We start from the raw sequence: 22,329 nt of genomic DNA, 5'->3' as shown, positions 1-22,329 counted from the left end.
CCTGCTGCCAGTCAGACAAAGCAAAATACTTGCCATGTTGCGTGTCGATACGAATCCGCCGCAGGCGTTTTCTTGATTTTTTATTTATCTTTCAAATTATTAACTGTGATGTGCTATGGCATCCTCCAGCCTGTCGGTTGGTCGGCGATTACCTGCCGTGCATTACCGGGATGCACTACTTGTGTGCAAGATTTGTGTGCAAGATGACATGTTGTGTGCAAGATGGTGTGCAACCTGCGCGAAGCCTTATGCACGTTGTGGTAACAGAATAGCGGCAGCAGAACAGACGATTCTGCGGGTGGCATGGCGTCGATCCGGCGTAGAATAGCGGTCCTTGATTGTTGAACAGGCCGTTGGGAGAAAAAAACAGGCGTGGCATGTCCCACGCGGCGGCAGGTTCGGTTACGCTTATGGCGACATGGCTCGCCGGGCGATAGAGACCGCCGGGTCACGGTGGTGAAAATAAACAGGAGTAGTAATGATGTTGGCGGATTACCGTTCGCGCTGGCTGCTGCCAGTGGTTATGTTGGTTGTGGCATTGCAACTGTCGGCCTGCGGCGACAAGGATAAGGATGCGCGTCAGGCGTTCATCACCTTCCTGCAGGGGATTTCACAGCAGGAAGGGCGCCAGTTGCCGGCGTTGTCCGAACCGCAGAAACAGAGCTTCGGGCGTTTTACCCAGGATTACGCTGTGATGACCGCTTTCAATCAGCAACTGGATCAGGCGCTGGCAGGCAGCCTGACGCCGATGCTGGACGTCGTGTCCCGCATTCGCGTGCCGCAGGATTACGTTACTCAGCGCGATAACCTGCGTCAGGCGCTGGGCGGCCTCAATATGCTGAGCCCGCAGGTGCAGAACGCCAAAACCCAGGCGGATAACGCCCGCCGTGCGCTCAAGCAGCCGGAAGAATTGCAGACGGTATACGATAAAGTCTATAACCGCGCCGTTTCCCTGCCGGCCAATGCGATGGTGACGGTAGTGCCGGCCAGCACGTCGTTTGCACAGAGCGTGGTGCAGGTGGGCGATTATCTGCAGACGCAAGGCAATCAGGTAGTGTTTGGAAACAACGGCGTCCAGTTCCACACCCAGCAGCAGGTGGATCAGTACAACAGCATGATGACCGATATCGCCAATCAGCAGCAGAAACTGTTCACGACGCTCAAATCCCAGAATTTCCTGCCTCACTAAGGTGACCCCGGCACGGGCTGGTTTTCTTGCGAAGGCCGGTTCGTGCTGAAAATATATTGTGATTCATCTCACATATTTCATATAAACCCAATTCGTAAAATAGTGATCTTAATCACTATTTTTTGTGACCTGATTGGTTTTTTTCTGACCATTTATCCGGTTTTATTATTTTTTTGTGAATTGTGTCACTTATTTGTGGTGGGCTTGTGGGTGGTTTTTGTGATTTTTGTCACGATTTTCCCGCGAGTTGCGGTCTGAAAACCACGTGCTAGAGTCCGCTTGATAACGGGTTTTGGGGGGCCACGCCGGTGGCGCACGCTATTGAGATTTTTCGTCGTCACACGATGCCGTGATCGCGATACGACAGAGTCGACAATGACGACAATAGCGGTATGCACACATTGCGGTACACGACCTCATGATTCCGACGGAAGTCATCACGCTGTCTAACAATCAATAATTACCGCGCGAACGCTTTCCGCCGCGCGTTTCAAAGGGGTGTATCTCTATGCTCTCACCAGATACCAAGGTCAAGGTGCAGAATTTTGGCCGTTTCCTGAGCAATATGGTGATGCCGAATATCGGCGCCTTTATTGCCTGGGGGATTATCACAGCACTGTTTATTCCTACCGGATGGATCCCCAACGCGACGTTGGCCAAGCTGGTCGGCCCGATGATCACCTATCTGTTGCCGTTACTGATCGGTTTTACCGGCGGACGTCTGGTAGGTGGAGAGCGCGGCGGCGTGGTCGGCGCCATCACCACTATGGGCGTGGTGGTCGGCTCCGATATCCCGATGTTCCTCGGCGCCATGATTGCCGGCCCGTTGGGTGGCTGGGCGATCAAACACTTTGACCGCGCGGTTGACGGCAAAATCAAAAGCGGCTTTGAGATGCTGGTCAACAACTTCTCCGCCGGTATCATCGGCATGTTGCTGGCTATTCTGTCCTTCCTGGCGATTGGTCCGCTGGTCGAGGCGCTGTCGCGCATTCTGGCCGCCGGCGTACACCTGATGGTGCAGAACAACCTGTTGCCGCTGGCGTCGATTTTCGTTGAACCGGCGAAGATCCTGTTCCTGAATAACGCCATCAACCACGGCATCTTCTCGCCGCTGGGCATCCAGCAGGCGACGGAAGCCGGGAAATCCATCTTCTTCCTGATCGAAGCCAACCCGGGTCCGGGCATGGGCGTGCTGATGGCTTACATGCTGTTCGGCCGCGGCAACGCCAAACAGTCTGCGCCGGGCGCGGCCATCATCCACTTCCTGGGCGGGATTCATGAAATCTACTTCCCGTATGTGCTGATGAATCCGCGTCTGATTATCGCCGTTATTCTTGGCGGCATGACCGGCGTGTTCACGCTGGGCCTGCTGAACGGCGGTCTGGTGTCTCCGGCCTCGCCGGGTTCCATTCTGGCGGTGCTGGCCATGACGCCGAAAGGCGCCTACTTCGCCAATATCGTCGCGATCGCCGCCGCTTTCGCGGTCTCCTTTGTGGTGTCGGCCATCCTGCTGAAAAGCAGCAAAGTGAAGGATGACGACGAACTGGAGCTGGCGACCCGCCGTATGCAGGAAATGAAATCCGCGTCCAAAGGTCAGGCTGTCGGCGGCGTGAGCGGCGACCTTGGCACCGTGCGTAAAATCATCGTCGCTTGCGACGCCGGCATGGGCTCCAGCGCCATGGGAGCAGGGGTGCTGCGCAAGAAGGTACAGGATGCCGGTCTGCGGGGCATTTTGGTGACCAACAGCGCCATCAACAACCTGCCGGAAGACGTGGATCTGGTGATCACCCATCGTGATCTGACCGAGCGCGCCATGCGCCATGCGCCACAGGCTCAGCACATTTCGCTGACCAACTTCCTCGATAGCAATCTGTATAACGATCTGGTTGCCCGCCTGCAGGCTGCTCAACCCGGCGAGGCCAAACCCGCTGCAGCCGCTGCGGTTGCCGAGCCGGCCGCCGCACCGCAGACGTTGTTCCAGCTGACGGAGAAAAACGTCTTCCTGAACCTGCAGGCCGCCGACAAAGAACAGGCCATTCGTTTTGCCGGTGAACAACTGGTAAAAGGCGGTTATGTCGAGCCGGCGTATGTCGACGCGATGCTGGAGCGTGAGAAACTGACCTCCACCTACCTGGGCGAGTCGATCGCCGTGCCGCACGGGACTATTGAAGCCAAGGACCGGGTGCTGAAAACCGGCGTGGTGTTCTGCCAGTATCCGCAAGGGGTGCGCTTCGGCGATGATGAGGACGACGTGGCTCGTCTGGTCATCGGTATCGCGGCCCGCAACAACGAACACGTGCAGGTCATCACCAATCTCACCAGCGCGCTGGATGATGAGTCGATAATAGAACGGCTGGCTCAGACGGGGAATGTGCAGGATGTCCTCGACCTGCTTTCCGGCAAGTCGCCTGCCTGACAGATAAAAAAGTGCCGCCTTCGGGCGGCGCTTTCTTTCCCGGATTGTTAAATCTCAGTAGTAAGGTTACGCATGATGAAAGCATTACATTTTGGGGCCGGCAATATCGGCCGTGGGTTTATCGGCAAGCTGCTGGCGGACGCGGGCATTTCCCTGACGTTTGCCGATGTGAACCAGCCGTTGCTGGATGCCATCAATCAACGCGGTAGCTATCCGGTTCGGATCGTCGGCGAACAGCAGCAGGTAGAGACGGTCAGTCAGGTCAGCGCCGTACACAGCGGCAGCCCGCAGGCGGTTGAGTTGATTGCCGGGGTTGACCTGGTGACAACGGCCGTGGGGCCGCAGATTCTGGCGAAGATCGCCGGCGCTATTGCTCAGGGGCTGGTGAAACGCCATGCCAACGGCAACACCTCGCCGCTGAATATTATCGCCTGCGAAAACATGGTGCGCGGCACCAGCCAGCTCAAACAGCATGTGCTGGCGCAATTGCCGGAAAATACGCAGGCGTGGGTCGCGCAGCATGTCGGTTTCGTGGACTCGGCGGTGGACCGTATTGTGCCGCCGGCTGAAGCCGGCGAGTCCGATCCGCTGGCGGTGACGGTGGAAACCTTCAGCGAATGGATTGTGGATAAAACCCAGTTCAACGGCGAGCCGCCGGCGATCGCCGGTATGGAACTGACCGATAATCTGATGGCGTTCGTTGAGCGCAAGCTGTTCACCCTGAACACCGGTCATGCCATCACCGCTTACCTCGGCCAGCGCGCCGGGCACAGCACCATCCGCGACGCCATTCTGGACCCGGCGATCCGCCGCGTGGTGCAGGGGGCGATGGAAGAGAGCGGCGCGGTGCTGATTCGTCGCTACGGTTTTGATGCCGACAAGCATCAGGCTTACATCCGCAAAATTCTTACCCGTTTTGAAAACCCGTGGCTGCACGATGAGGTGGAGCGCGTCGGCCGTCAGCCGCTGCGTAAACTCAGCGCTGGCGATCGCCTGATCAAACCGTTGCTGGGCACGCTGGAATACAGCCTGCCGCATGACAACCTGATCCAGGGTATTGCCGCCGCGATGCATTATCGCAGCGAGCAGGACCCGCAGGCGCAGGAACTGGCGGCGTTGATCGCCTCGCAAGGGCCGAAGGTTGCGCTGGCGCAGATTTCCGGTCTGGACGCTGACAGCGAGGTTGTCGGAAAAGCGGTGAGTGTGTATAACGCCATGCAGTAATCGGCGCGTCTCGGCACAGATCAGGCTGTGTCCCTGCTTTTCAATCGAGTGCGTTGGATAGGACGGGGGCGTTGAAGATGAAAAGCCATGCCCCCGTGGAGTCAGCCGCTCCAACGCGCAGGGGCAATACTGTGCGCGGAATTAACGTACGAGAAGCGACGATGGACGATACGCAGGCATTTGAAAACCGGGTACTGGAATCCCTGAATGCATCGAAAACGGTCAGAAGCTTTATGCTGATGGCCGTCGAATTATTGGCGGAAGCCGTCAGCCTGCTGATGCTGCAGGCGTTTCGCAAAGACGATTATGCCGTGAAGTACGCCGTCGAACCCCTGTTATCCGGCAGCGGGCCGCTGGGCGAGCTGTCAGTGCGGTTGAAGCTGATTTACGGTCTGGGGATGATCAGCCGTAAAGAATACGAAGATACCGAGCTGCTGATGGCGCTGGGCGAGGAGCTGACCCACGATGAGCATGGGTACCGGTTTACCGATGATGAAATTCTCGGGCCGATCAGCGAGCTGCATTGTGTGAGCAGCCTGCCGCCGTCGCCGATGCTGCCGCCGAGCGTCGATCCCGACGACGCGTTGCTGGCGGCCATGCAACAGCAGCGTTATCAGCAGATGGTGCGTTCCACGCTGGTGCTGTCGCTGACCGAACTTATCGCCGGCATCAGCCTGAAAAAGGCGTTCTGATTCAGGGATATCAGGTAATCAGATAACAAAGGGCAACCCGTTTGGGTTGCCCTTTTTGCATTCTCGCTTTCGCTTATCCCCTTTGCCGAAGGGGATGCGATGCGCCGTCCGGCTGCTGCCTGCCGTTACCGCTTATAAGACAGCTGCTGTTGATGACCGGCAAACGGCAAACCGTGGCTGGCGGGCGCCAGTTCCTGCGTGGAGGAGAGACGGAAAGCCGACACGGTGTTGGAGAGCATGACCGCCTGTTCTTCCAGCGAGCTGGCGGCCGCGGAGGATTGCTGCACCAGCGCGGCGTTCTGCTGGGTGGTGCTGTCCATCTCGACGATCGCCTGATTCACCTGGGCGATACCGCGGCTTTGTTCATCGGACGCGACCGTAATTTCCCCCATGATGTCGTGCACATGCGTCACCGCCGTCACAATTTCCTGCATGGTTTTACCGGCTGAGTGCACCAGATGGGCGCCTTTCGATACCTGATCGACCGAGGTGGAGATCAAACCTTCAATCTCTTTGGCCGCCTGCGAGCTGCGTTGCGCCAGGTTGCGTACTTCGTTGGCCACTACGGCAAACCCGCGGCCTTGTTCACCGGCGCGGGCGGCTTCCACCGCGGCGTTGAGCGCCAGAATATTGGTCTGGAAGGCGATGCCGTTGATCACCGAGGTGATTTCCGCAATCCGTTTGGAACTGCCCTCGATGTCGGACATGGTTTGCACCACGTCTTCCACCAGTTTGCCGCCTTCCTGTGCCGTGTGCGTCGCATCCAGCACCAGCTTGTTGGCCTGATGCGCGTTAGCGGCGTTCTGTTTCACGGTGGAGGTCAGTTGTTCCATGCTGGCGGCGGTTTGTTCCACCGACGCGGCCTGGGATTCGGTACGGGCGGCCAGGTCATTGTTACCGGTGACGATTTCGCTGGCGGCGGTGGTGATCTGGCTGACGCCCATACGGATGTCATCGATCATGTTGTGCAGATTGGCCTTCATTTTCGCCATAGCGCCAAACAACATGCCCAGTTCGTCACGGCGTGTGGTTTCAATGGCGATGGTCAGATCGCCGATGGCGATGCTTTCGGCGATAGCTACGGTGTTGTTCAGCGGCTGGGTAATCTGGCGGGAAATATACCAGGCAATCAGCGCGCCCAGCACCAGCGTAATCAGCGCGGTGATGGCAATCTGCCATTCGGCGCTGGTGATATCGCTCTGGGTGGCGGCGGTTTCCTCGGTGACCATCTTGTCGACATTGTCGAGCAGTTGATTGGCGGTTTCACCCAGCTGTTTGGCCTGATTCATCTCCGTCTGATAAGCCGGAAGGTAAGCCAGTACCTGCGTTTTGTAGGTCGAAAGCGTAGAAACCACCGGCGCCATGATGGCTTGCTGTTCCGGCGTCAGCGCCTGAATAAACTGATTCAGCGTCGCCTGCGCGTCATCCAGCGAGGTAACCAGCGGTTTTTCCGCATCACTGTTCAGCGACAACAACAGGCCGCGCACCAGATAGCGGACCGTCACCAGCTTCTGGTGCAGCGTGCTTAACTGCAACTGAAGCGGCAGATTGCCGGCAACCTGTTGCTCGATCTGCTTGAGCGGTTTTTCCGAATCGGACAGGTTCCAGCTTTTTCTGACGTCATCTTTTTTGGCGATGGCGTCGGTATAGTTTTTTTGTCTTTCTTTATATTGGCTGATGAGCCTGGCGATATTGCTCAGTTTGTCGTCGTAATCGCCGCGCCAGGATTTATCCTGGATTGAAGAGATTAAATTAACAATGTTATCAATATGTTTGGTGTTTTGCTGGATGCTATCCGGGTTATAACTTGTGCTATACAAAACACGATAATAACGGGCTTCATTAACCTCATCGCTGATTTGATTGCTGAAGATAACTTTTTCAAAACGCCCTTTCAGTATTTCGATGTAGTGTACGCTTACTGCAGCAATAATGACGGTCAGCAACAGAATTAAGGAAAACCCTAATCCTAACTTCCTGCCGACTTTGATATTTTCGAATTTTATAGCCATTTTTTTTCTTCCATCATTAATAGGCTGAGTGATGAAGTAATGTGGTGAATAACCGATTTATTCGTGAATGTGAGATTGCCATGTTGGCGGCTGTGTGTAGTCTATAACAAAAACTGCAGAATCTATCGGCGCGCCATAGTGAAACTTTATACTGCTTTTCGCGGCGATAATCCTGAAAATAAAATAAAAAAAACCCGGCATAACAAATGTTATTCCGGGTTTGGTCGCGTTAATTTCTGATTTAGAAATTAATTTTTACCTTTTACTTATTTTTTGGCTTCAGCGAGACGTTTAGCCGCTTCGTCCCAGTTTACGACGCTCCAGAACGCTTTAATGTAGTCCGGACGGCGGTTCTGGTATTTCAGGTAATAAGCGTGCTCCCACACGTCCAGTGCGATGAGCGGATAGCCGGATGCGCCGGAAATCGCTTCGCCCATCAGCGGGCTGTCCTGGTTGGCGGTGGAAACGACAGCCAGTTTGCCGTCATCTTTCAGCACCAGCCACGCCCAGCCGGAACCGAAACGGGTTGCTGCCGCCTGCTCGAATTTTTCTTTGAACGCGTCAACGCTGCCGAAATCGCGCTCAATGGCGGCTTTCAGTTCGCCGGTCAGCGTGGTGCCCAGTTTCAGGCCTTTCCAGAACAGGCTGTGGTTGGCGTGACCGCCGGCGTTGTTACGCAGAGGGCCTTTTTTGTCGGCCGGCAGTTGATCCAGTTTGGTGATCAGCTCTTCGGCGGACAGGCTGGCGAACTCTGGCAGGGATTCCAGCGCTGCGTTAGCGTTATTGACGTAAGCCTGATGGTGTTTGGAGTGATGGATTTCCATCGTCTGCTTGTCGAAGTGCGGCTCCAGTGCGTCATAAGCATAAGGCAGGGATGGCAGTGAATAACTCATGTTTAGCATCTCCATTGTTGTCGTGCGCAATTTAGTTATTGGGCGGCGCTATTGCTTGTTAGCACCGCGTAAGCATTAGGTTCATTATAGTTAATTAAATGATCTTGAAAACGACTATTCGTGGCACCGGCCGGTTTATCTGCGCGCTTTATTCCGCGATTACAAGCGTTTATGCCGTAATCGCTCCGACTAACAACAAATCGATCTAAGCTCTGCCCGGTCTGACCATCAGGCCTGCAAGCGCTGCGGATGGGTATAGATGGTGGCGCGTCCGGGGCGACAGAAGCCGACCAGCGTCAGATTGCACCGCTCGGCCACCTCTACCGCCAGCGATGTAGCGGCTGAAACCGCAAACAGAATTTCCACCCCGCACATGGCGGATTTTTGCACCATTTCATAGCTGGCGCGGCTGGATACCAGCGCCGCCCCCTGTTGCCAGGGCTGGCGCGCGCGCGTTCCCAGCAGTTTGTCCAGCGCCACATGGCGGCCGACGTCCTCACAGCCGCCCAACAGTTCCCCTTCCGGCGACAACCAGGCCGCGGCGTGCGTCGAACCGGTCAGCGCGCCCGCCTGTTGCACGCTTTTCAGCGCCTGCAACGCCTGCTCCAGACGGGACAGCGAGAAGTGCTGGGTGAACGGCAGCGGCGACACCGGTTTGCCGATTTCTTCCAACTGCTCCACCCCGCAGACCCCGCAACCGGTTCGCCCATCCATCGCCCGCCGGCGCGCTTTCAACCCGGCGAAACGGCGGCTGGACAGCTCGATCTGTACTTCAATGCCGTTGCACACCGGCACGACATCCATGCCGTAGATGTCCTGTGGCGACTGGATGATGCCTTCCGACAGGGAAAAACCGAGCGCAAACGGCTCCAGATCTTTTGGCGACGCCATCATCACGACGTGTGAAATACCGTTATAGACCAGCGCCACCGGCACTTCTTCCGCCAACCAGTCCTGCCGCGGCGAATCCAGTTCACCCTGATGCCAGACGGTGCGCTGGCAGGCGCCAGCTATCAATCTCTCTGCGACGCCCTGAGAATCATCATTGTTCACGGTGTTGTGCCCGCTGTTACGTGTGTCTATTTTGACATTATTTCACCGCCGTGGCAGGGATGCGAATTTTTATCCCGTCAGTTTCCATCCACACCCTACGGATAAAAAAGTATGGCCTGAATGTGGGAATAACAAACTGTGCGCTGCGTCGAAGAGTGGCGTTTTTCCCTGCGGTAGACCTTTTACAATCTGGTAACACTGTATACGATTTAATCATTACTTTCTGTGAGGACTTATCAGCCAGACGGAGCTTTTCATGCCTGCCGGTTTCGCTCTGGCAGGCTCTGGCTGCCGCGGCGCAGGGGGTTCCGGCATGACGCCGGGTATCCGCCTGCGATGACACCCTGTATCACCAAAGGAGACAGACATGGCCATCGATACCGCAGGAAACCGGGTGTTGCCCGGTGAATACGGACCCGCCCTCACGCTGAAAAAGCGCTACGACAACTTTATCGGCGGCGCGTGGGTGCCGCCATCCAGCAATGAATACTACGTCAACCTGACGCCGGTGACCGGCCAGCCGCTGTGTGAAGTCGCCAGTTCAAACAGCCGCGACGTCGAACATGCGCTGGACGCGGCTCACAAGGCCAGCGCCGAATGGGGGGCGTTATCCACCCGCGAACGGGCGCAGATCCTTAATCGCATCGCCGATCGCATGGAGGCCAATCTGGATCTGCTGGCCAGCGCGGAAACCTGGGACAACGGAAAACCGATCCGGGAAACGCGCAATGCCGATGTGCCGTTGGGCATCGATCACTTCCGTTACTTTGCCGCCTGTATTCGCGCGCAGGAAGGGTCGATCAGCGAGATCGACCACGATACCGTCGCCTACCATTTCCACGAACCGCTGGGCGTAGTCGGGCAGATTATTCCGTGGAACTTCCCGCTGCTGATGGCGTGCTGGAAACTGGCGCCGGCGCTGGCGGCCGGTAACTGCATCGTACTGAAACCCGCCAAGCTGACGCCGCTGTCGGTGCTGTTGCTGATGGAGCTGATTCAGGATGTGCTGCCGCCGGGCGTGCTGAACGTGGTTAACGGCGCCGGCGGGCAGATCGGCGAGTACCTGGCGACGTCGCCGCGTATCGCCAAGGTGGCCTTTACCGGCTCGACCGAAGTCGGCCAGCAGATCATGGGTTATGCGGCGCAGAACGTCATCCCGGTAACGCTGGAACTGGGCGGTAAATCGCCGAATATCTTCTTTGCCGACGTGATGGATCAGGAAGACAGCTTCTTTGACAAGGTGCTGGAAGGGTTTGCGCTGTTTGCGTTCAATCAGGGCGAGGTGTGTACCTGCCCGAGCCGGGCGTTGATTCAGGAATCGATTTACGAACGGTTCATGGAGCGCGCCATCAAACGGGTGGAATCCATCCGGGTCGGCAATCCGCTCGACAGTCAAACCATGATGGGTGCGCAGGTGTCGGCGGGGCAACTGGATACCATCCTCAATTACATCGATATCGGCAAGAAAGAAGGGGCGCAGGTGCTGACCGGCGGGCACCGCAAAGTGCTGCCGGGGGAACTGGCGCAAGGTTACTATCTGGAGCCGACCATTCTGTTCGGCCAGAACAGCATGCGGGTGTTCCAGGAGGAGATATTCGGGCCGGTGCTGGCGGTGACTACCTTCAAAACGCCGGAGGAAGCGCTGGCGATCGCCAACGACACCCCTTACGGTTTGGGCGCCGGGGTATGGAGCCGCAACGCCAACATCGCCTACCGCATGGGCCGCGGCATCCAGGCCGGCCGCGTCTGGACCAACTGCTACCATGCTTACCCGGCGCATGCGGCGTTCGGCGGCTATAAACAGTCCGGTATTGGGCGCGAAACCCACAAGATGATGCTGGAGCACTATCAGCAGACCAAATGCCTGCTGGTCAGTTACTCCGAGAAACCACTCGGTTTGTTCTAAGCCAGCCGCTAGTCAGAAGAGGGCCGCTTTTGCGGCCCTCTCCTTTTTGCTAATACGGTAAGTTTATTAATACGGTGAGTTTTGCCATCGGCTGGGCGGCTCGCATCAGATCATCAGCGGGCTGAGTTGCTGGTAGAGCTGGCGGAATACCGTGCGCTGTTGCGCGTACTGCGCGTGGCGCGTCGGGTCCGGCTGGTGCGTTTGTTCCAGCGGCAAAGCGGGCAGCAACTGCGCCAGCGGCGTCGTCGGATTCAGCGCAATTTGCGCCAGCCGCGCTGCGCCCAGCGCCGGGCCGACATCGCCGCCGGTGCGGTACTCCAGCGTCTTGCCGCTGATATCCGCCAGCATCTGTCGCCAGTAAGCGCTGCGGGCGCCGCCGCCGATCAGCGTTACCTGCCGGGGTTCCAGCCCGGTTGCATGCAGCGCGTCCATGCCGTCCGCCAGCGCAAATCCCACGCCTTCCAACACCGCGCGCGCCAGCGCCGCACGGCCGTGCGAGTGGGTCAGCCCCCAGAAGGCGCCCTTAGCTTGCGGGTTGTTGTGCGGCGTGCGTTCGCCGGACAGGTAGGGCAGGAACCACACCGGCGTGGCGGTTTCATCCTCGCTTGCCTGTTCGGCTTCGGCGAGCAGCGCCGCCACGCTGTCGGCGTGCGTGAGCCGTGCGGCCCAGTCGAGACAGGACGCGGCGCTCAGCATGACGGACATCAGATGCCAGCTGTTGGGCAACGCATGGCAAAAGCTGTGAACGGCACGTTGAGGATTGCTGAGAAAGCCGTTGCTGACCGCGAAGTAAACCCCGGACGTGCCGAGCGACAGCATGGCCTGGCCGGCCTGATACAGCCCTACGCCGATGGCGCCGGCGGCATTGTCGCCGCCGCCTGCGACCACCGGCACCGGCGGTATGCCCCAGCGGGCGGCGATGTCGGCGCGCAGCTGTCCGGTAATCTGGTTGCCTTCGAACAATGCAGGCATCTGATCGCGGTGTAGTCCGCAGGCGGCGAGCAGAGCGTCATTCCAGTCCCGTCGGGCGACATCCATCCACAGCGTGCCTGCCGCATCGGACATGTCGCTGGCGAAATCCCCGGTCAGGCGCCAGCGCAGGTAATCTTTTGGCAACAGCACCTTGTCGATTTGCCGAAAAATATCCGGTTCGTGCTGCTGTACCCACTTCAGCTTCGGCGCGGTAAAGCCGGGCATCATCAGGTTGCCGGTGATGCGGCGGGCGTCCGGCACCTGTTGCTCCAGTTGCAGGCATTGTGCGGCGCTGCGTCCGTCGTTCCACAGGATAGCCGGGCGCAACACCCGCTGCTTCGCATCCAGCAGCGTCGCGCCGTGCATCTGGCCGGTCAGCCCGATGGCCCGCACGCCCTGCAACGCCTGTTGCGCGGCCAACCCGGTCAGGGCGGCGTCGGTCGCCTGCCACCACGCTTGCGGATCCTGTTCCGACCACAGCGGATGTGGGCGTGAGACATTCAGCGGCACGCTGTGGCTGGCCGCCACGTCGCCGTTTTCCCGTAATAAGATGGCTTTCACGCCCGATGTGCCAAGATCGATGCCGATGTACATAACGCCTCGCTGTGACTTCGTGTGCCGTTATCAGGCTGTACCCTTAATATTTGTACTGCTGGCGCAGACGCCAAAAACCCGTTTTCCGCGTTGTTGGGGTTGCGCCAGCCTACACCTATTCAACCGAACAGGTAGCGATTAACCAGATTTTCCAGTCGTTCCTGCTGCCCGCTGTGGTGTTGCGGGTCAAGCTGATTGCGGGCGGCATAACCCGCCAGCATCTCCAGCGACGCGTTGCCCTGCAGGATCTGCTGCCCCAGTTCGCCGTTCCAGCCGGCGTAGCGGTTGGCGACGTGCTGGTTCAGCTCGCCGTCTTCCAGCATGCGGACGGCCACCTTGAGCGACAGCGCCATCGTGTCCATCGCGCCGATATGGGCGTGGAACAGATCGTAGCGATCGGTGCTCTGGCGGCGGACCTTGGCGTCGAAATTGAGGCCGCCGGTGGTGAATCCGCCTGCTTTCAGGATTTCATAGAGTACCAGCGCGTTTTCCTCCACGCTGTTGGGGAACTGGTCGGTGTCCCAGCCGAGCTGCGGGTCGCCGCGATTGGTGTCCACCGAACCGAAGATGCCGAGCGCAATCGCTGTAGCGATCTCGTGATGGAAGGTATGCCCCGCCAGCGTGGCGTGGTTGGCCTCGATATTGACCTTGATTTCTTTCTCCAGCCCGAACTGTTTGAGGAAGCCGTAGACGGTGGCGACATCGTAGTCGTACTGGTGTTTGGTCGGCTCCTGCGGTTTGGGTTCGATCAGCAGCGTGCCGTTGAAACCGATCTTGTGCTTGTGCTCCACCACCATCTGCATAAAGCGCCCAATCTGTTCGCGCTCCTGACGCAGGTCGGTATTGAGTAGGGTCTCGTAGCCTTCGCGGCCGCCCCACAGGACATAGTTCTCGCCGCCCAGCGTTTTGGTGGCGTTCATGGCGCTGAACACCTGCGTGGCGGCCCAGGCGAACACTTCCGGGTCGGGGTTGGTGGCGGCGCCGGCGGCGTAACGCGGATTCGTGAAACAGTTGGCGGTGCCCCACAGCAGCTTCACGCCGGTTTCCTGCTGTTTGGCCGCCAGAATCTCGGTCATGGCGGCGAAGTTATTCTGGTATTCCTGTAACGAACCGCCTTCCGGCGCGACGTCGACATCGTGGAAACAGTAATAGGGCGCGCCCAGTTTGTGCAGGAACTCAAAGGCGATATCGGCTTTGCGTTTCGCCAGCGCCAGCGCGTCGCCGGACTGCTGCCAGGGCCGGGCGAAGGCGCCGGCGCCGAACATGTCGGAACCGTTCCAGCAGAAGGTGTGCCAGTAACAGACCGCGAAACGCAAATGGTCGGCCATGCGCTTGCCGAGGATGACCTCGTCAGGGTTGTAATGGCGGAAGGCAAACGGATTGCGGCTGCCCTGACCTTCAAAGCGGACTTTTTCTATCTGATCAAAATAAGCGTGCATTGTTATCTCCTTGCAAACCACCGGAATGGCTGTTTTCAGCCTTTTCTCAATATTCCGTTTGCCTGCCGGTTTCCTCAATTACGTTATTTCACAGTGAAATTCAGATAATTATTAAATGTGCGCTCGATCGCAAAAAATAACCGGAATAATCTGCAAAACCGCTCGCACTCGTTGGTGTTATGAAATGGATTAACAAGATGAAAATATGACCGCTATCAAAAAATAACAATTAAACCAAAAAACGTAATTCGGAGATAAAAATCAGCAATTGCTGACCCTGACTTTTCTTGTCAACAATTTCATGCAACGTAGCCGTAAGTGAAGTGACGTTTTTATCCTGCCTTCCTATAACAAAGGTACTCTACGATGAAAATGAAACACGTATTACTGTCAGCCTGTGCCGCACTTGCCATGCTGAGTCAGCCGGGGTTTGCCAAAGAGGTTAAAATCGGCATGGCTATCGACGACCTGCGTCTCGAACGCTGGCAGAAGGATCGGGATATTTTTGTGAAGAACGCCGAAGAAAAAGGGGCGAAAGTGTTTGTGCAGTCCGCCAACGGCAATGAAGAAACCCAGATATCCCAGATAGAAAATATGATTAACCGCGGCGTCGATGTGCTGGTGATTATCCCTTATAACGGTCAGGTTTTAAGTAACGTGATTGCCGAAGCCAAACGCGAGGGAATAAAAGTATTGGCTTATGACCGTATGATTAATAACGCGGATATCGATTTTTACATTTCGTTTGATAATGAAAAAGTCGGAGAACTTCAGGCACAATATTTGATCAATAAGGTGCCGCAGGGCAGTTATTTTCTGATGGGCGGTTCGCCGGTTGATAATAACGCCAAGCTGTTCCGCCAGGGCCAGATGAAAGTATTAAAACCGTTAATTGATAGCGGCAAGATCAAGGTGGCGGGCGACCAGTGGGTGGATGCCTGGCTGCCGGAAAATGCGCTGAAAATCATGGAAAACGCGCTGACCGCCAACAACAACAAGATTGATGCGGTGGTGGCCTCGAACGACGCGACCGCGGGCGGCGCGATTCAGGCGCTCTCCGCCCAGGGGCTGGCCGGCAAGGTGGCGATCTCCGGTCAGGACGCCGACCTGGCGGCCATCAAGCGGATCGTAGCCGGTACCCAGACCATGACCGTGTACAAACCCATCAGCAAACTGGCGCAGGATGCGGCCAATATCGCGGTGTCGCTGGGGCAGGGGAAAAAGCCGGAGTCCAACGCCACGCTCAATAACGGCAAGAAGGATGTGCCTGCCTTCCTGCTGACGCCGATCCCGGTCGACAAGACGAATATCGACAGCACCGTCGTCGCCGACGGATTCCATAAGAAAGCGGACATCTATTAACCAGTTCGCCCGCCGTCCGGCGAGCCGCTTTGCAGCGTCGCTGGATGTGCGGCATCGGCCAGACGGAGGGGTTATGCCGTGTCTGTTGGAAATGAAAAACATCACCAAGGCCTTCGGGGCGGTGAAAGCGGTGGACAATGTCAGCCTGCAGCTGGAGGCGGGGCAGGTGTTGTCGCTGTGCGGCGAGAACGGTTCCGGCAAGTCGACGCTGATGAAGGTGCTGTGCGCGGTGTATCCGTACGGCAGCTATGAGGGCAGCATCCGGTTCGCCGGCGATGAGCTGCGGGCCGGGCATATCCGCGACACCGAACAGAAAGGGATCGCCATCATTCATCAGGAGCTGGCGCTGGTCAAAGCGATGACGGTGCTGGAAAACATCTTTCTCGGCAATGAGCGGACGCGCTTTGGCGTGATGGATTACGACGCCATGTATCTGCGCTGTCAGACGATGCTGGCGCAGGTGCGGCTGGACATCGATCCGAATACCCGCGTTGGCGAACTGGGGTTGGGTCAACAGCAACTGGTGGAGATCGCCAAAGCGTTGAACAAGCAGGTTAGGCTGCTGATTCTCGATGAACCCACCGCGTCGCTGACCGAACGGGAAACCGGCGTGTTGCTGGATATCGTGCGCGACCTGCGTCACCACGGCATCGCCTGCATCTACATCTCCCACAAGCTCAACGAGGTCAAGGCGATTTCCGACGTGATCTGCGTGATCCGCGACGGCAAACACATTGGCACCTGCCCGGCGGACTCGCTCAGCGAAGATCAGATCATCGCCATGATGGTGGGGCGTGAGCTGACGGAGCTGTATCCGAACCAACCGCATGATATCGGCGAAGAGGTGCTGCGGGTAGAACACCTGACCGCCTGGCATCCGGTGAACCGCCATATTCGCCGGGTGGACGACGTGTCGTTCAGCCTGCGCCGCGGCGAAGTGCTGGGGATCGCCGGGCTGGTCGGCGCCGGGCGCACTGAAACGGTCCAGTGCCTGTTCGGCGCGTATCCGGGGCGATGGCAGGGCGATATCCGGGTGGAAGGCAAACCGGTCGCTATCCGACATTGTCGGCAGGCGATGGCGCTGGGGATCGCTATGGTGCCGGAAGATCGCAAAAAGGACGGCATCATTCCGGTGATGAGCGTGGCGCAGAATATTACGCTGGCGGCGCTCGACCAGTTCACCGGCGCGCTGTCGGTGCTGCGGGATGCCGAGGAGCAGCATAGTTTGCGGGAGTCGATCACCCATCTGAAAGTGAAAACCGCGTCGCCTGAGCTGGCGATCGCCCGCCTCAGCGGCGGCAACCAGCAAAAGGCCATCCTGGCGAAGTGCCTGCTGTTGCGCCCGAAAATCCTGATTCTGGATGAACCGACCCGGGGGATCGACATCGGTGCAAAATATGAAATCTATAAACTGATCAACCAGTTGGTGAAGCAACAAATCGCCGTCATCGTGATTTCCTCCGAACTGCCCGAGGTGCTGGGCCTGAGCGACCGGGTGCTGGTGATGCATCAGGGGCGGCTTAAGGCGGATTTGCCTAATCGGGGCCTGACGCAGGAGCAGGTGATGGAAGCCGCATTAAGGAGTGAGCATCATGCTGAAAACCTGGCTGTCTGACCGTACGCCCGCGTCGGCGGCGTCTCCCGGAGACGCGCCTCGCCGCCATCCTTTCAATCTGCAGGTGCTGGTGATGATCGCGGCGATTGTCGCCATCATGCTGTTTTTCACCTTCATGACCGACGGCGCGTACCTCAGCGCGCGCAACATTTCCAACCTGCTGCGCCAGACCGCCATCACCGGCATTCTGGCGGTGGGCATGGTGTTTGTGATTATTTCCGCCGAAATCGACCTGTCGGTCGGTTCCATGATGGGGCTGCTGGGCGGCGTGGCGGCGATTCTGGATGTCTGGTATGGCTGGCCGTTGCCCCTGACGGTGGCGGCGACCCTGCTATTGGGGCTGTTGCTCGGCGCCTGGAACGGCTGGTGGGTGGCATACCGGCGCGTGCCGTCGTTCATTGTGACGTTGGCGGGCATGCTGGCGTTTCGCGGCGTGCTGATCGGCATCACCAACGGGACGACGGTATCGCCAACCAGCCCGGCGATGTCGCAGATTGGCCAGAGTTATCTGCCGGAAGGCGTGGGATTTTTGTTCGGCGTTATCGGGCTGATGGTGTTTGTGGTATGGCGCTGGCGTCAGCGGCTGCGTCGTCAGCGACTGGGGTTGCCGGTGGCCGCCGCGTCCGGCGATGTCGCTCGCCAGGCGCTGATGGCGGTGCTGGTGCTGGGCGCCATCTATCTGCTCAATGATTATCGCGGGGTGCCGACGCCGGTACTGCTGCTGACGCTCATCATGCTGGGCGGCATGTTCATGGCGGTACGCACCGCCTTCGGGCGGCGTATTTACGCCGTGGGCGGCAATATCGACGCGGCTCGCCTGTCGGGGGTGAATGTCGAGCGCACCAAGCTGGCGGTGTTCGCCATCAACGGCCTGATGGTGGCGGTGGCGGGTCTGGTGCTCAGTTCCCGGCTGGGCGCCGGGTCGCCGTCAGCCGGGAATATCGCGGAGCTGGACGCCATCGCCGCCTGCGTCATCGGCGGCACCAGCCTGGCGGGCGGGGTGGGTAGCGTAGCGGGCGCCGTGATGGGGGCGTTCATTATGGCGTCGCTGGATAACGGCATGAGCATGCTCGATGTACCCACCTTCTGGCAGTACATCGTCAAGGGCGGCATCCTGCTGCTGGCGGTGTGGATGGATACCGCCACCAAGCATAAGGCCTGATCACTGTGATGGCCGGGATGGCGGTATATCTGCGGCAAAATGAGCGAGACAGTTCGCAAAGTAAGGAAATTATTTTTGGGCTAACGGTCGACCGTGCTATTTAGGCGGAAGGCGCGCTTTTTGCGCCGGATCGCCGGATTTCGCCCGGAGAAGGGACGACGCCCACCATCGTACTGTCCGAAGAGAACGTATCGCCATGTTTGAGAAACGCTACCGTATTACGTTGCTGTTCAATGCCAACAAAGTATACGACCGGCAGGTGGTTGAAGGCGTAGGTGAGTATCTGCAGGCGTCTCAGTGCGACTGGGATATCTTCATCGAGGAGGATTTTCGCTGTCGCATCGAAAATATCCGCGACTGGCTGGGGGATGGCGTGATCGCGGATTTCGACGATCCGGCGATTATCGCATTGCTGTCCGGGGTGCGGGTGCCGCTGGTGGGTGTGGGTGGTTCTTATCACCATCCGCAGGACTATCCGCCGGTGCACTATATCGCCACCGATAACCACGCGCTGGTGGAGAGCGCGTTTTTGCATCTGAAGAATAAGGGGTTGAACCGGTTCGCGTTTTACGGCCTGCCGGCATCGGTGGGGAAAGGGTGGGCGCAGGAACGGGAACACGCTTTTCGGCAGTTGGTGGCGGCGGAGCAGTATCAGGGCGTGGTGTATCAGGGCATGGCGACATCGCCGGGCAACTGGCAGTACGCTCAAAACCGGCTGGCGGACTGGATTCAGACTCTACCGCCTCAAACCGGCATCATTGCGGTGACGGATGCCCGCGCCCGCCATCTGTTGCAGGTGTGCGAGCATCTGAACATCGCGGTGCCGGAAAAGCTGTGCGTGATTGGCATCGATAATGAAGAACTGACCCGCTACCTGTCGCGCGTAGCCCTATCTTCAGTGGCGCAGGGGACGCGGCAGATGGGGTATCGGGCCGCCAAACTGTTGCATCAGTTGTTGCTGACGCCCTACGCGCTGCCGTTGCAGCGCATTCTGGTGCCGCCGCTGCGGGTGGTGGAACGCAGCTCGACCGATTACCGTTCGGTGCACGACCCGGCGGTGATTCAGGCGATGCATTTTATCCGTCATCACGCCTGTAAAGGCATCAAAGTGGAGCAGGTGCTGGACGCGGTCGGGCTGTCGCGTTCCAACCTTGAAAAACGCTTCAAGGATGAAACCGGGCAGACCATTCACGGTATGATCCACACCGAAAAACTGGAGCGGGCGAGAAATCTGCTGGTGTCTACGTCGCTGTCGATCAACGAGATTTCGTCCATGTGTGGTTATCCCTCGTTGCCGTATTTTTATTCCGTGTTCCGTAAGGATTACGACCTGACGCCGCGCGAATACCGCGAACGCTATGGCGAAGGCGGCTACGGCGACAGCCGATATGACAATGAATGACGGGATGTAATCCGGGGGTAATCTGAGCATGACAGGAGTGACGGCGCGCCCGCGCCGTCACAGAGCGTCCATTCAGGCTGGCACACGCCAGTAGTCGTAATAGATATGCTCGACCTGGAAGTTCACATCGTCGCGATCTTCGCTCAGTCGACTGGCAAGGGTAAACGCGAAATCAAATGCCACGCCCAGCCCTTTGCCGCTGATCAGGTTGCCGTCTTCCACCACTTTCTGGTCGACATACACGCCGTCGGTCACGTCTTTCCACAGGTCGCCGGAGCAGACATAGCGACGGCCCTTCAGCAACTGGTTGCCGCCCAGCACTCTGGCGGCCGCCGAGCACAGCGGGCAAATCAGCTTGCCGGCTTCGTCGTGGCGGCGGATAAATTCCGTCACCATCGGATTGGCGGCCAGATTCACCGTACCCTGCGGACCTCCCGGAATCACCACGGCATCAAACAGCCGGTCCATATTTCTTTCCAGCAGGGCATCCGCGAACATGCGGATATTGTGGTAACTGTGTAGCTCCAGCCGGTCGTGACAGGAAAGCAGGGTGACGTCCAGTTTCGTGCGATGCAGCACATCGATCACCATAATCGCTTCCGCTTCTTCAAATCCGGGAGCCAAAAGAATGGCGACGTTCTTGGCCATGGTATCTCCAGCAATCATCAAAGGGAGGAACATCTGTGCCGCCGAGGATAGCAAAGAAACTCGTTTCAAATGAAACGTCGTTTTAATATTGAGTGGTAGGTCGCGTAATCGATGTTTGCTCGTCCGCGCTGGCGATAAACAGCGCTATACTCCCTTCCTTCATGCCGTGGTCGCCGCCCGGTAGGGCAGACGCTGGCGACCAGCTGCGTAGGGTCGGTTTTTCAACCCACTACGTCATGCAAACTACGCCATACAAGCTACTTCATATACGAACGAATTACCGTCACGATCGCTTCCAGATCGCCGGCGCGTTCCGCCGGGTCCGCTTCTTCATTCATCAGATGGTCACGGATGTGGCCTTCCAGCACCTCGCCCATCAATCCGTTCACCGCTCCCCGAATGGCGGCGATCTGTTGCAGGATTTCCAGACATGAACGTCCCCCGCCGTCCAGCGCTTTTTCCAGCGCGTCCGTCTGACCTTTGATGCGTCTGACGCGCGTCAGTAGTTTCTTTTTTTCGTGAATGGTATGCGGCATGGCGACTCCCGTCTTGTCTGACCCTATACTGGGGTATAGTATATTTTCATCATTTCACTTCCAGGCTGGCCTGCCGACCACCTGATTCGGACGCTAACTATGACGGATTTTTCCTTACTTTTGCAGCAGGGCGTGGCTAACGCCTGGCTGTTTATTCCCAGCGCGGTGTTGTTGGGCGCGTTACACGGCCTGGAGCCGGGGCATTCCAAGACCATGATGGCGGCGTTTATCGTGGCGATTCGCGGAACGGTGAAGCAGGCGGTGATGCTGGGGGTGGCCGCTACGTTGTCCCATACCGCCGTGGTTTGGCTGATTGCGCTGGGCGGCATGTACCTGAGCCAGCAATTTACCGCCGAATACACCGAGCCCTGGCTGCAGTTTATTTCCGGCATCATCATTCTGGGGACCGCCACCTGGATGTTCTGGCGCACCTGGCGCGACGAGCGGGCATGGGTGCAACATCAGCATAGTCATGAGCATCATCACGACCACGACCATCATGACCATCATCACGACCATGACCATGATGATCATCATCACCATGAGCGTAATCACGCTCACCAGCATGCCGAACATCCACATGACCACGGGCAGGCTAATGGTGAGTATCATCATGGTGAGTATCAGGACGCACATGAGCGGGCGCATGCCAACGAGATACGCCTGCGTTTCGCCAATCGGGAAGCCAGCAACGGGCAGATTTTGCTGTTTGGCCTGACCGGCGGGTTGATTCCCTGCCCGGCCGCCATCACGGTGCTGCTGTTGTGTATTCAGGTGAAGGCTTTTACGCTGGGGGCGGCGCTGGTGGTATGTTTCAGCATCGGGTTGGCGTTGACGCTGGTGGCTGTCGGGGTCGGCGCGGCGCTGAGCGTACAGCAGGCCAGCCGCCGCTGGCCGGGATTCGCCACGCTGGCGCGCCGGGCGCCCTATTTTTCCAGCTTGCTGATCGCGGTAGTGGGTGTGTATATGCTGCTTCATGGCTGGGCGCGTTTGCCGCTATAGCCGCATCGTTCTCCGTAACCTCGCCATGCCGGCAGTGTGAAAAACGGCGGCTTTATGGCTTTTCTTTGAGAGCAGAGCCGCCGTAGCGAATTTTTTTCCTGAAAATCCGCCTCCTCTCTTCCGGTCCGCCGGAAAAGATGTTTAAATTATCAATCATAAATTTTGCATAAATATGCATTGATGCGCGGTTGTTCATCGCAGTCGATTCTGAT

General features: G+C 57.9%; 18 protein-coding genes. 10 read left to right on the top strand and 8 right to left on the bottom strand.

Annotated elements, in window-relative coordinates; translation table 11 throughout:
* The first annotated feature begins 478 nt into the window (after positions 1–478).
* From DXXMK7_RS20710 to DXXMK7_RS20695, 4 genes are all read left to right on the top strand, one after another.
* Positions 479–1,189: a DUF3053 domain-containing protein gene (locus DXXMK7_RS20710; RefSeq protein ID WP_038920638.1), complete on the top strand. Its 711-nt coding sequence runs from the start codon at positions 479–481 to the stop codon at positions 1,187–1,189.
* Between the two features lie 508 nt (positions 1,190–1,697).
* Entirely contained in the window at positions 1,698–3,605 is a 1,908-nt protein-coding gene (locus DXXMK7_RS20705; protein WP_038920637.1) for a PTS mannitol transporter subunit IICBA, read from the top strand.
* A gap of 75 nt (positions 3,606–3,680) precedes the next feature.
* Positions 3,681–4,829, top strand: coding sequence for a mannitol-1-phosphate 5-dehydrogenase (locus DXXMK7_RS20700; RefSeq protein WP_038921167.1), 1,149 nt, complete (start codon positions 3,681–3,683; stop codon positions 4,827–4,829).
* Positions 4,830–4,906: 77 nt separating this feature from the next.
* Positions 4,907–5,521: an MltR family transcriptional regulator gene (locus DXXMK7_RS20695; RefSeq protein WP_202438406.1), complete on the top strand. Its 615-nt coding sequence runs from the start codon at positions 4,907–4,909 to the stop codon at positions 5,519–5,521.
* A 125-nt stretch (positions 5,522–5,646) separates the two neighbouring features.
* On the opposite strand, the gene DXXMK7_RS20690 is transcribed toward DXXMK7_RS20695, so the two are convergent.
* From DXXMK7_RS20690 to fdhD, 3 genes are all read right to left on the bottom strand, one after another.
* Positions 5,647–7,533 (bottom strand): methyl-accepting chemotaxis protein, encoded by a 1,887-nt coding sequence (locus tag DXXMK7_RS20690; RefSeq protein ID WP_038920636.1) that lies wholly within the window; start codon positions 7,531–7,533, stop codon positions 5,647–5,649.
* Between the two features lie 266 nt (positions 7,534–7,799).
* Entirely contained in the window at positions 7,800–8,426 is a 627-nt protein-coding gene (gene sodA / locus DXXMK7_RS20685; RefSeq protein WP_038920635.1) for a superoxide dismutase [Mn], read from the bottom strand.
* A gap of 228 nt (positions 8,427–8,654) precedes the next feature.
* Positions 8,655–9,479, bottom strand: a complete 825-nt coding sequence (fdhD, locus tag DXXMK7_RS20680; protein ID WP_038920634.1) for a formate dehydrogenase accessory sulfurtransferase FdhD — start codon at positions 9,477–9,479, stop codon at positions 8,655–8,657.
* Positions 9,480–9,846: 367 nt separating this feature from the next.
* Here fdhD and DXXMK7_RS20675 point away from each other — a divergent pair, with 367 nt between their 5' ends.
* Positions 9,847–11,385, top strand: a complete 1,539-nt coding sequence (locus DXXMK7_RS20675; RefSeq protein ID WP_038920633.1) for an aldehyde dehydrogenase family protein — start codon at positions 9,847–9,849, stop codon at positions 11,383–11,385.
* Positions 11,386–11,490: 105 nt separating this feature from the next.
* Here DXXMK7_RS20675 and xylB read toward each other — a convergent pair whose 3' ends face one another.
* Positions 11,491–12,951 carry a xylulokinase gene (gene xylB, locus DXXMK7_RS20670; protein ID WP_038920632.1) on the bottom strand — a complete coding sequence of 487 codons (1,461 nt, stop codon included), beginning with the start codon at positions 12,949–12,951 and terminating at the stop codon, positions 11,491–11,493.
* Positions 12,952–13,070: 119 nt separating this feature from the next.
* Positions 13,071–14,390 carry a xylose isomerase gene (xylA, locus tag DXXMK7_RS20665; protein WP_038920630.1) on the bottom strand — a complete coding sequence of 440 codons (1,320 nt, stop codon included), beginning with the start codon at positions 14,388–14,390 and terminating at the stop codon, positions 13,071–13,073.
* A 366-nt stretch (positions 14,391–14,756) separates the two neighbouring features.
* Here xylA and xylF point away from each other — a divergent pair, with 366 nt between their 5' ends.
* The 4 genes from xylF to xylR all read left to right on the top strand — a co-directional run bounded on the left by xylF (position 14,757) and on the right by xylR (position 19,931).
* The gene (xylF, locus tag DXXMK7_RS20660; protein ID WP_038920629.1) at positions 14,757–15,752 is read left to right on the top strand and encodes a D-xylose ABC transporter substrate-binding protein; all 996 of its coding nucleotides are present in this window, start codon (positions 14,757–14,759) and stop codon (positions 15,750–15,752) included.
* Between the two features lie 73 nt (positions 15,753–15,825).
* A complete protein-coding gene (locus tag DXXMK7_RS20655; RefSeq protein WP_038920628.1) occupies positions 15,826–17,367 on the top strand; it encodes a xylose ABC transporter ATP-binding protein in 1,542 nt (513 codons plus the stop codon).
* Complete coding sequence (xylH, locus tag DXXMK7_RS20650; RefSeq protein WP_038920627.1) at positions 17,345–18,529, top strand: xylose ABC transporter permease XylH; 1,185 nt, start codon at positions 17,345–17,347, stop codon at positions 18,527–18,529. Before DXXMK7_RS20655 ends, xylH begins: the two co-directional genes overlap by 23 nt.
* Positions 18,530–18,725: 196 nt before the next feature.
* Complete coding sequence (gene xylR / locus DXXMK7_RS20645) at positions 18,726–19,931, top strand: D-xylose utilization transcriptional activator XylR (RefSeq protein ID WP_038920626.1); 1,206 nt, start codon at positions 18,726–18,728, stop codon at positions 19,929–19,931.
* A gap of 72 nt (positions 19,932–20,003) precedes the next feature.
* Here xylR and DXXMK7_RS20640 read toward each other — a convergent pair whose 3' ends face one another.
* Both DXXMK7_RS20640 and DXXMK7_RS20635 read right to left on the bottom strand, forming a co-directional pair.
* Entirely contained in the window at positions 20,004–20,579 is a 576-nt protein-coding gene (locus tag DXXMK7_RS20640; protein ID WP_038663704.1) for a DJ-1/PfpI family protein, read from the bottom strand.
* Between the two features lie 257 nt (positions 20,580–20,836).
* Positions 20,837–21,115: a metal/formaldehyde-sensitive transcriptional repressor gene (locus DXXMK7_RS20635; protein ID WP_038920625.1), complete on the bottom strand. Its 279-nt coding sequence runs from the start codon at positions 21,113–21,115 to the stop codon at positions 20,837–20,839.
* A gap of 99 nt (positions 21,116–21,214) precedes the next feature.
* Between DXXMK7_RS20635 and DXXMK7_RS20630 the strand changes: the two genes are divergently transcribed.
* A complete protein-coding gene (locus DXXMK7_RS20630; RefSeq protein ID WP_038920624.1) occupies positions 21,215–22,117 on the top strand; it encodes a nickel/cobalt efflux protein RcnA in 903 nt (300 codons plus the stop codon).
* A gap of 52 nt (positions 22,118–22,169) precedes the next feature.
* On the opposite strand, the gene DXXMK7_RS22875 is transcribed toward DXXMK7_RS20630, so the two are convergent.
* Positions 22,170–22,313 (bottom strand): hypothetical protein, encoded by a 144-nt coding sequence (locus DXXMK7_RS22875; RefSeq protein WP_157987365.1) that lies wholly within the window; start codon positions 22,311–22,313, stop codon positions 22,170–22,172.
* Positions 22,314–22,329 lie beyond the last annotated feature (16 nt).

This window comes from Dickeya sp. MK7 (genome assembly GCF_000406305.1).
Taxonomy (GTDB): Bacteria; Pseudomonadota; Gammaproteobacteria; order Enterobacterales; family Enterobacteriaceae; genus Dickeya; species Dickeya fangzhongdai.
Note: the sequence above shows the minus strand (reverse complement) of the source record. Positions and strands in the feature narration are given on the sequence as shown.

Bases quoted from the DNA above. Each gene is read 5' to 3' on its own strand.
- xylB (WP_038920632.1), bottom strand. From the start codon at position 12,951: ATGTACATCGGCATCGATCTTGGCACATCGGGCGTGAAAGCCATCTTA.
- sodA (WP_038920635.1), bottom strand. From the start codon at position 8,426: ATGAGTTATTCACTGCCATCCCTGCCTTATGCTTATGACGCACTGGAG.
- DXXMK7_RS20690 (WP_038920636.1), bottom strand. From the start codon at position 7,533: ATGGCTATAAAATTCGAAAATATCAAAGTCGGCAGGAAGTTAGGATTA.
- DXXMK7_RS20635 (WP_038920625.1), bottom strand. From the start codon at position 21,115: ATGCCGCATACCATTCACGAAAAAAAGAAACTACTGACGCGCGTCAGA.
- xylR (WP_038920626.1), top strand. From the start codon at position 18,726: ATGTTTGAGAAACGCTACCGTATTACGTTGCTGTTCAATGCCAACAAA.
- xylH (WP_038920627.1), top strand. From the start codon at position 17,345: ATGCTGAAAACCTGGCTGTCTGACCGTACGCCCGCGTCGGCGGCGTCT.
- DXXMK7_RS20630 (WP_038920624.1), top strand. From the start codon at position 21,215: ATGACGGATTTTTCCTTACTTTTGCAGCAGGGCGTGGCTAACGCCTGG.
- DXXMK7_RS20675 (WP_038920633.1), top strand. From the start codon at position 9,847: ATGGCCATCGATACCGCAGGAAACCGGGTGTTGCCCGGTGAATACGGA.
- xylA (WP_038920630.1), bottom strand. From the start codon at position 14,390: ATGCACGCTTATTTTGATCAGATAGAAAAAGTCCGCTTTGAAGGTCAG.
- DXXMK7_RS20655 (WP_038920628.1), top strand. From the start codon at position 15,826: ATGCCGTGTCTGTTGGAAATGAAAAACATCACCAAGGCCTTCGGGGCG.
- DXXMK7_RS20705 (WP_038920637.1), top strand. From the start codon at position 1,698: ATGCTCTCACCAGATACCAAGGTCAAGGTGCAGAATTTTGGCCGTTTC.
- xylF (WP_038920629.1), top strand. From the start codon at position 14,757: ATGAAAATGAAACACGTATTACTGTCAGCCTGTGCCGCACTTGCCATG.
- DXXMK7_RS20710 (WP_038920638.1), top strand. From the start codon at position 479: ATGATGTTGGCGGATTACCGTTCGCGCTGGCTGCTGCCAGTGGTTATG.
- DXXMK7_RS20695 (WP_202438406.1), top strand. From the start codon at position 4,907: ATGAAAAGCCATGCCCCCGTGGAGTCAGCCGCTCCAACGCGCAGGGGC.
- DXXMK7_RS20700 (WP_038921167.1), top strand. From the start codon at position 3,681: ATGAAAGCATTACATTTTGGGGCCGGCAATATCGGCCGTGGGTTTATC.
- DXXMK7_RS22875 (WP_157987365.1), bottom strand. From the start codon at position 22,313: ATGAACAACCGCGCATCAATGCATATTTATGCAAAATTTATGATTGAT.
- DXXMK7_RS20640 (WP_038663704.1), bottom strand. From the start codon at position 20,579: ATGGCCAAGAACGTCGCCATTCTTTTGGCTCCCGGATTTGAAGAAGCG.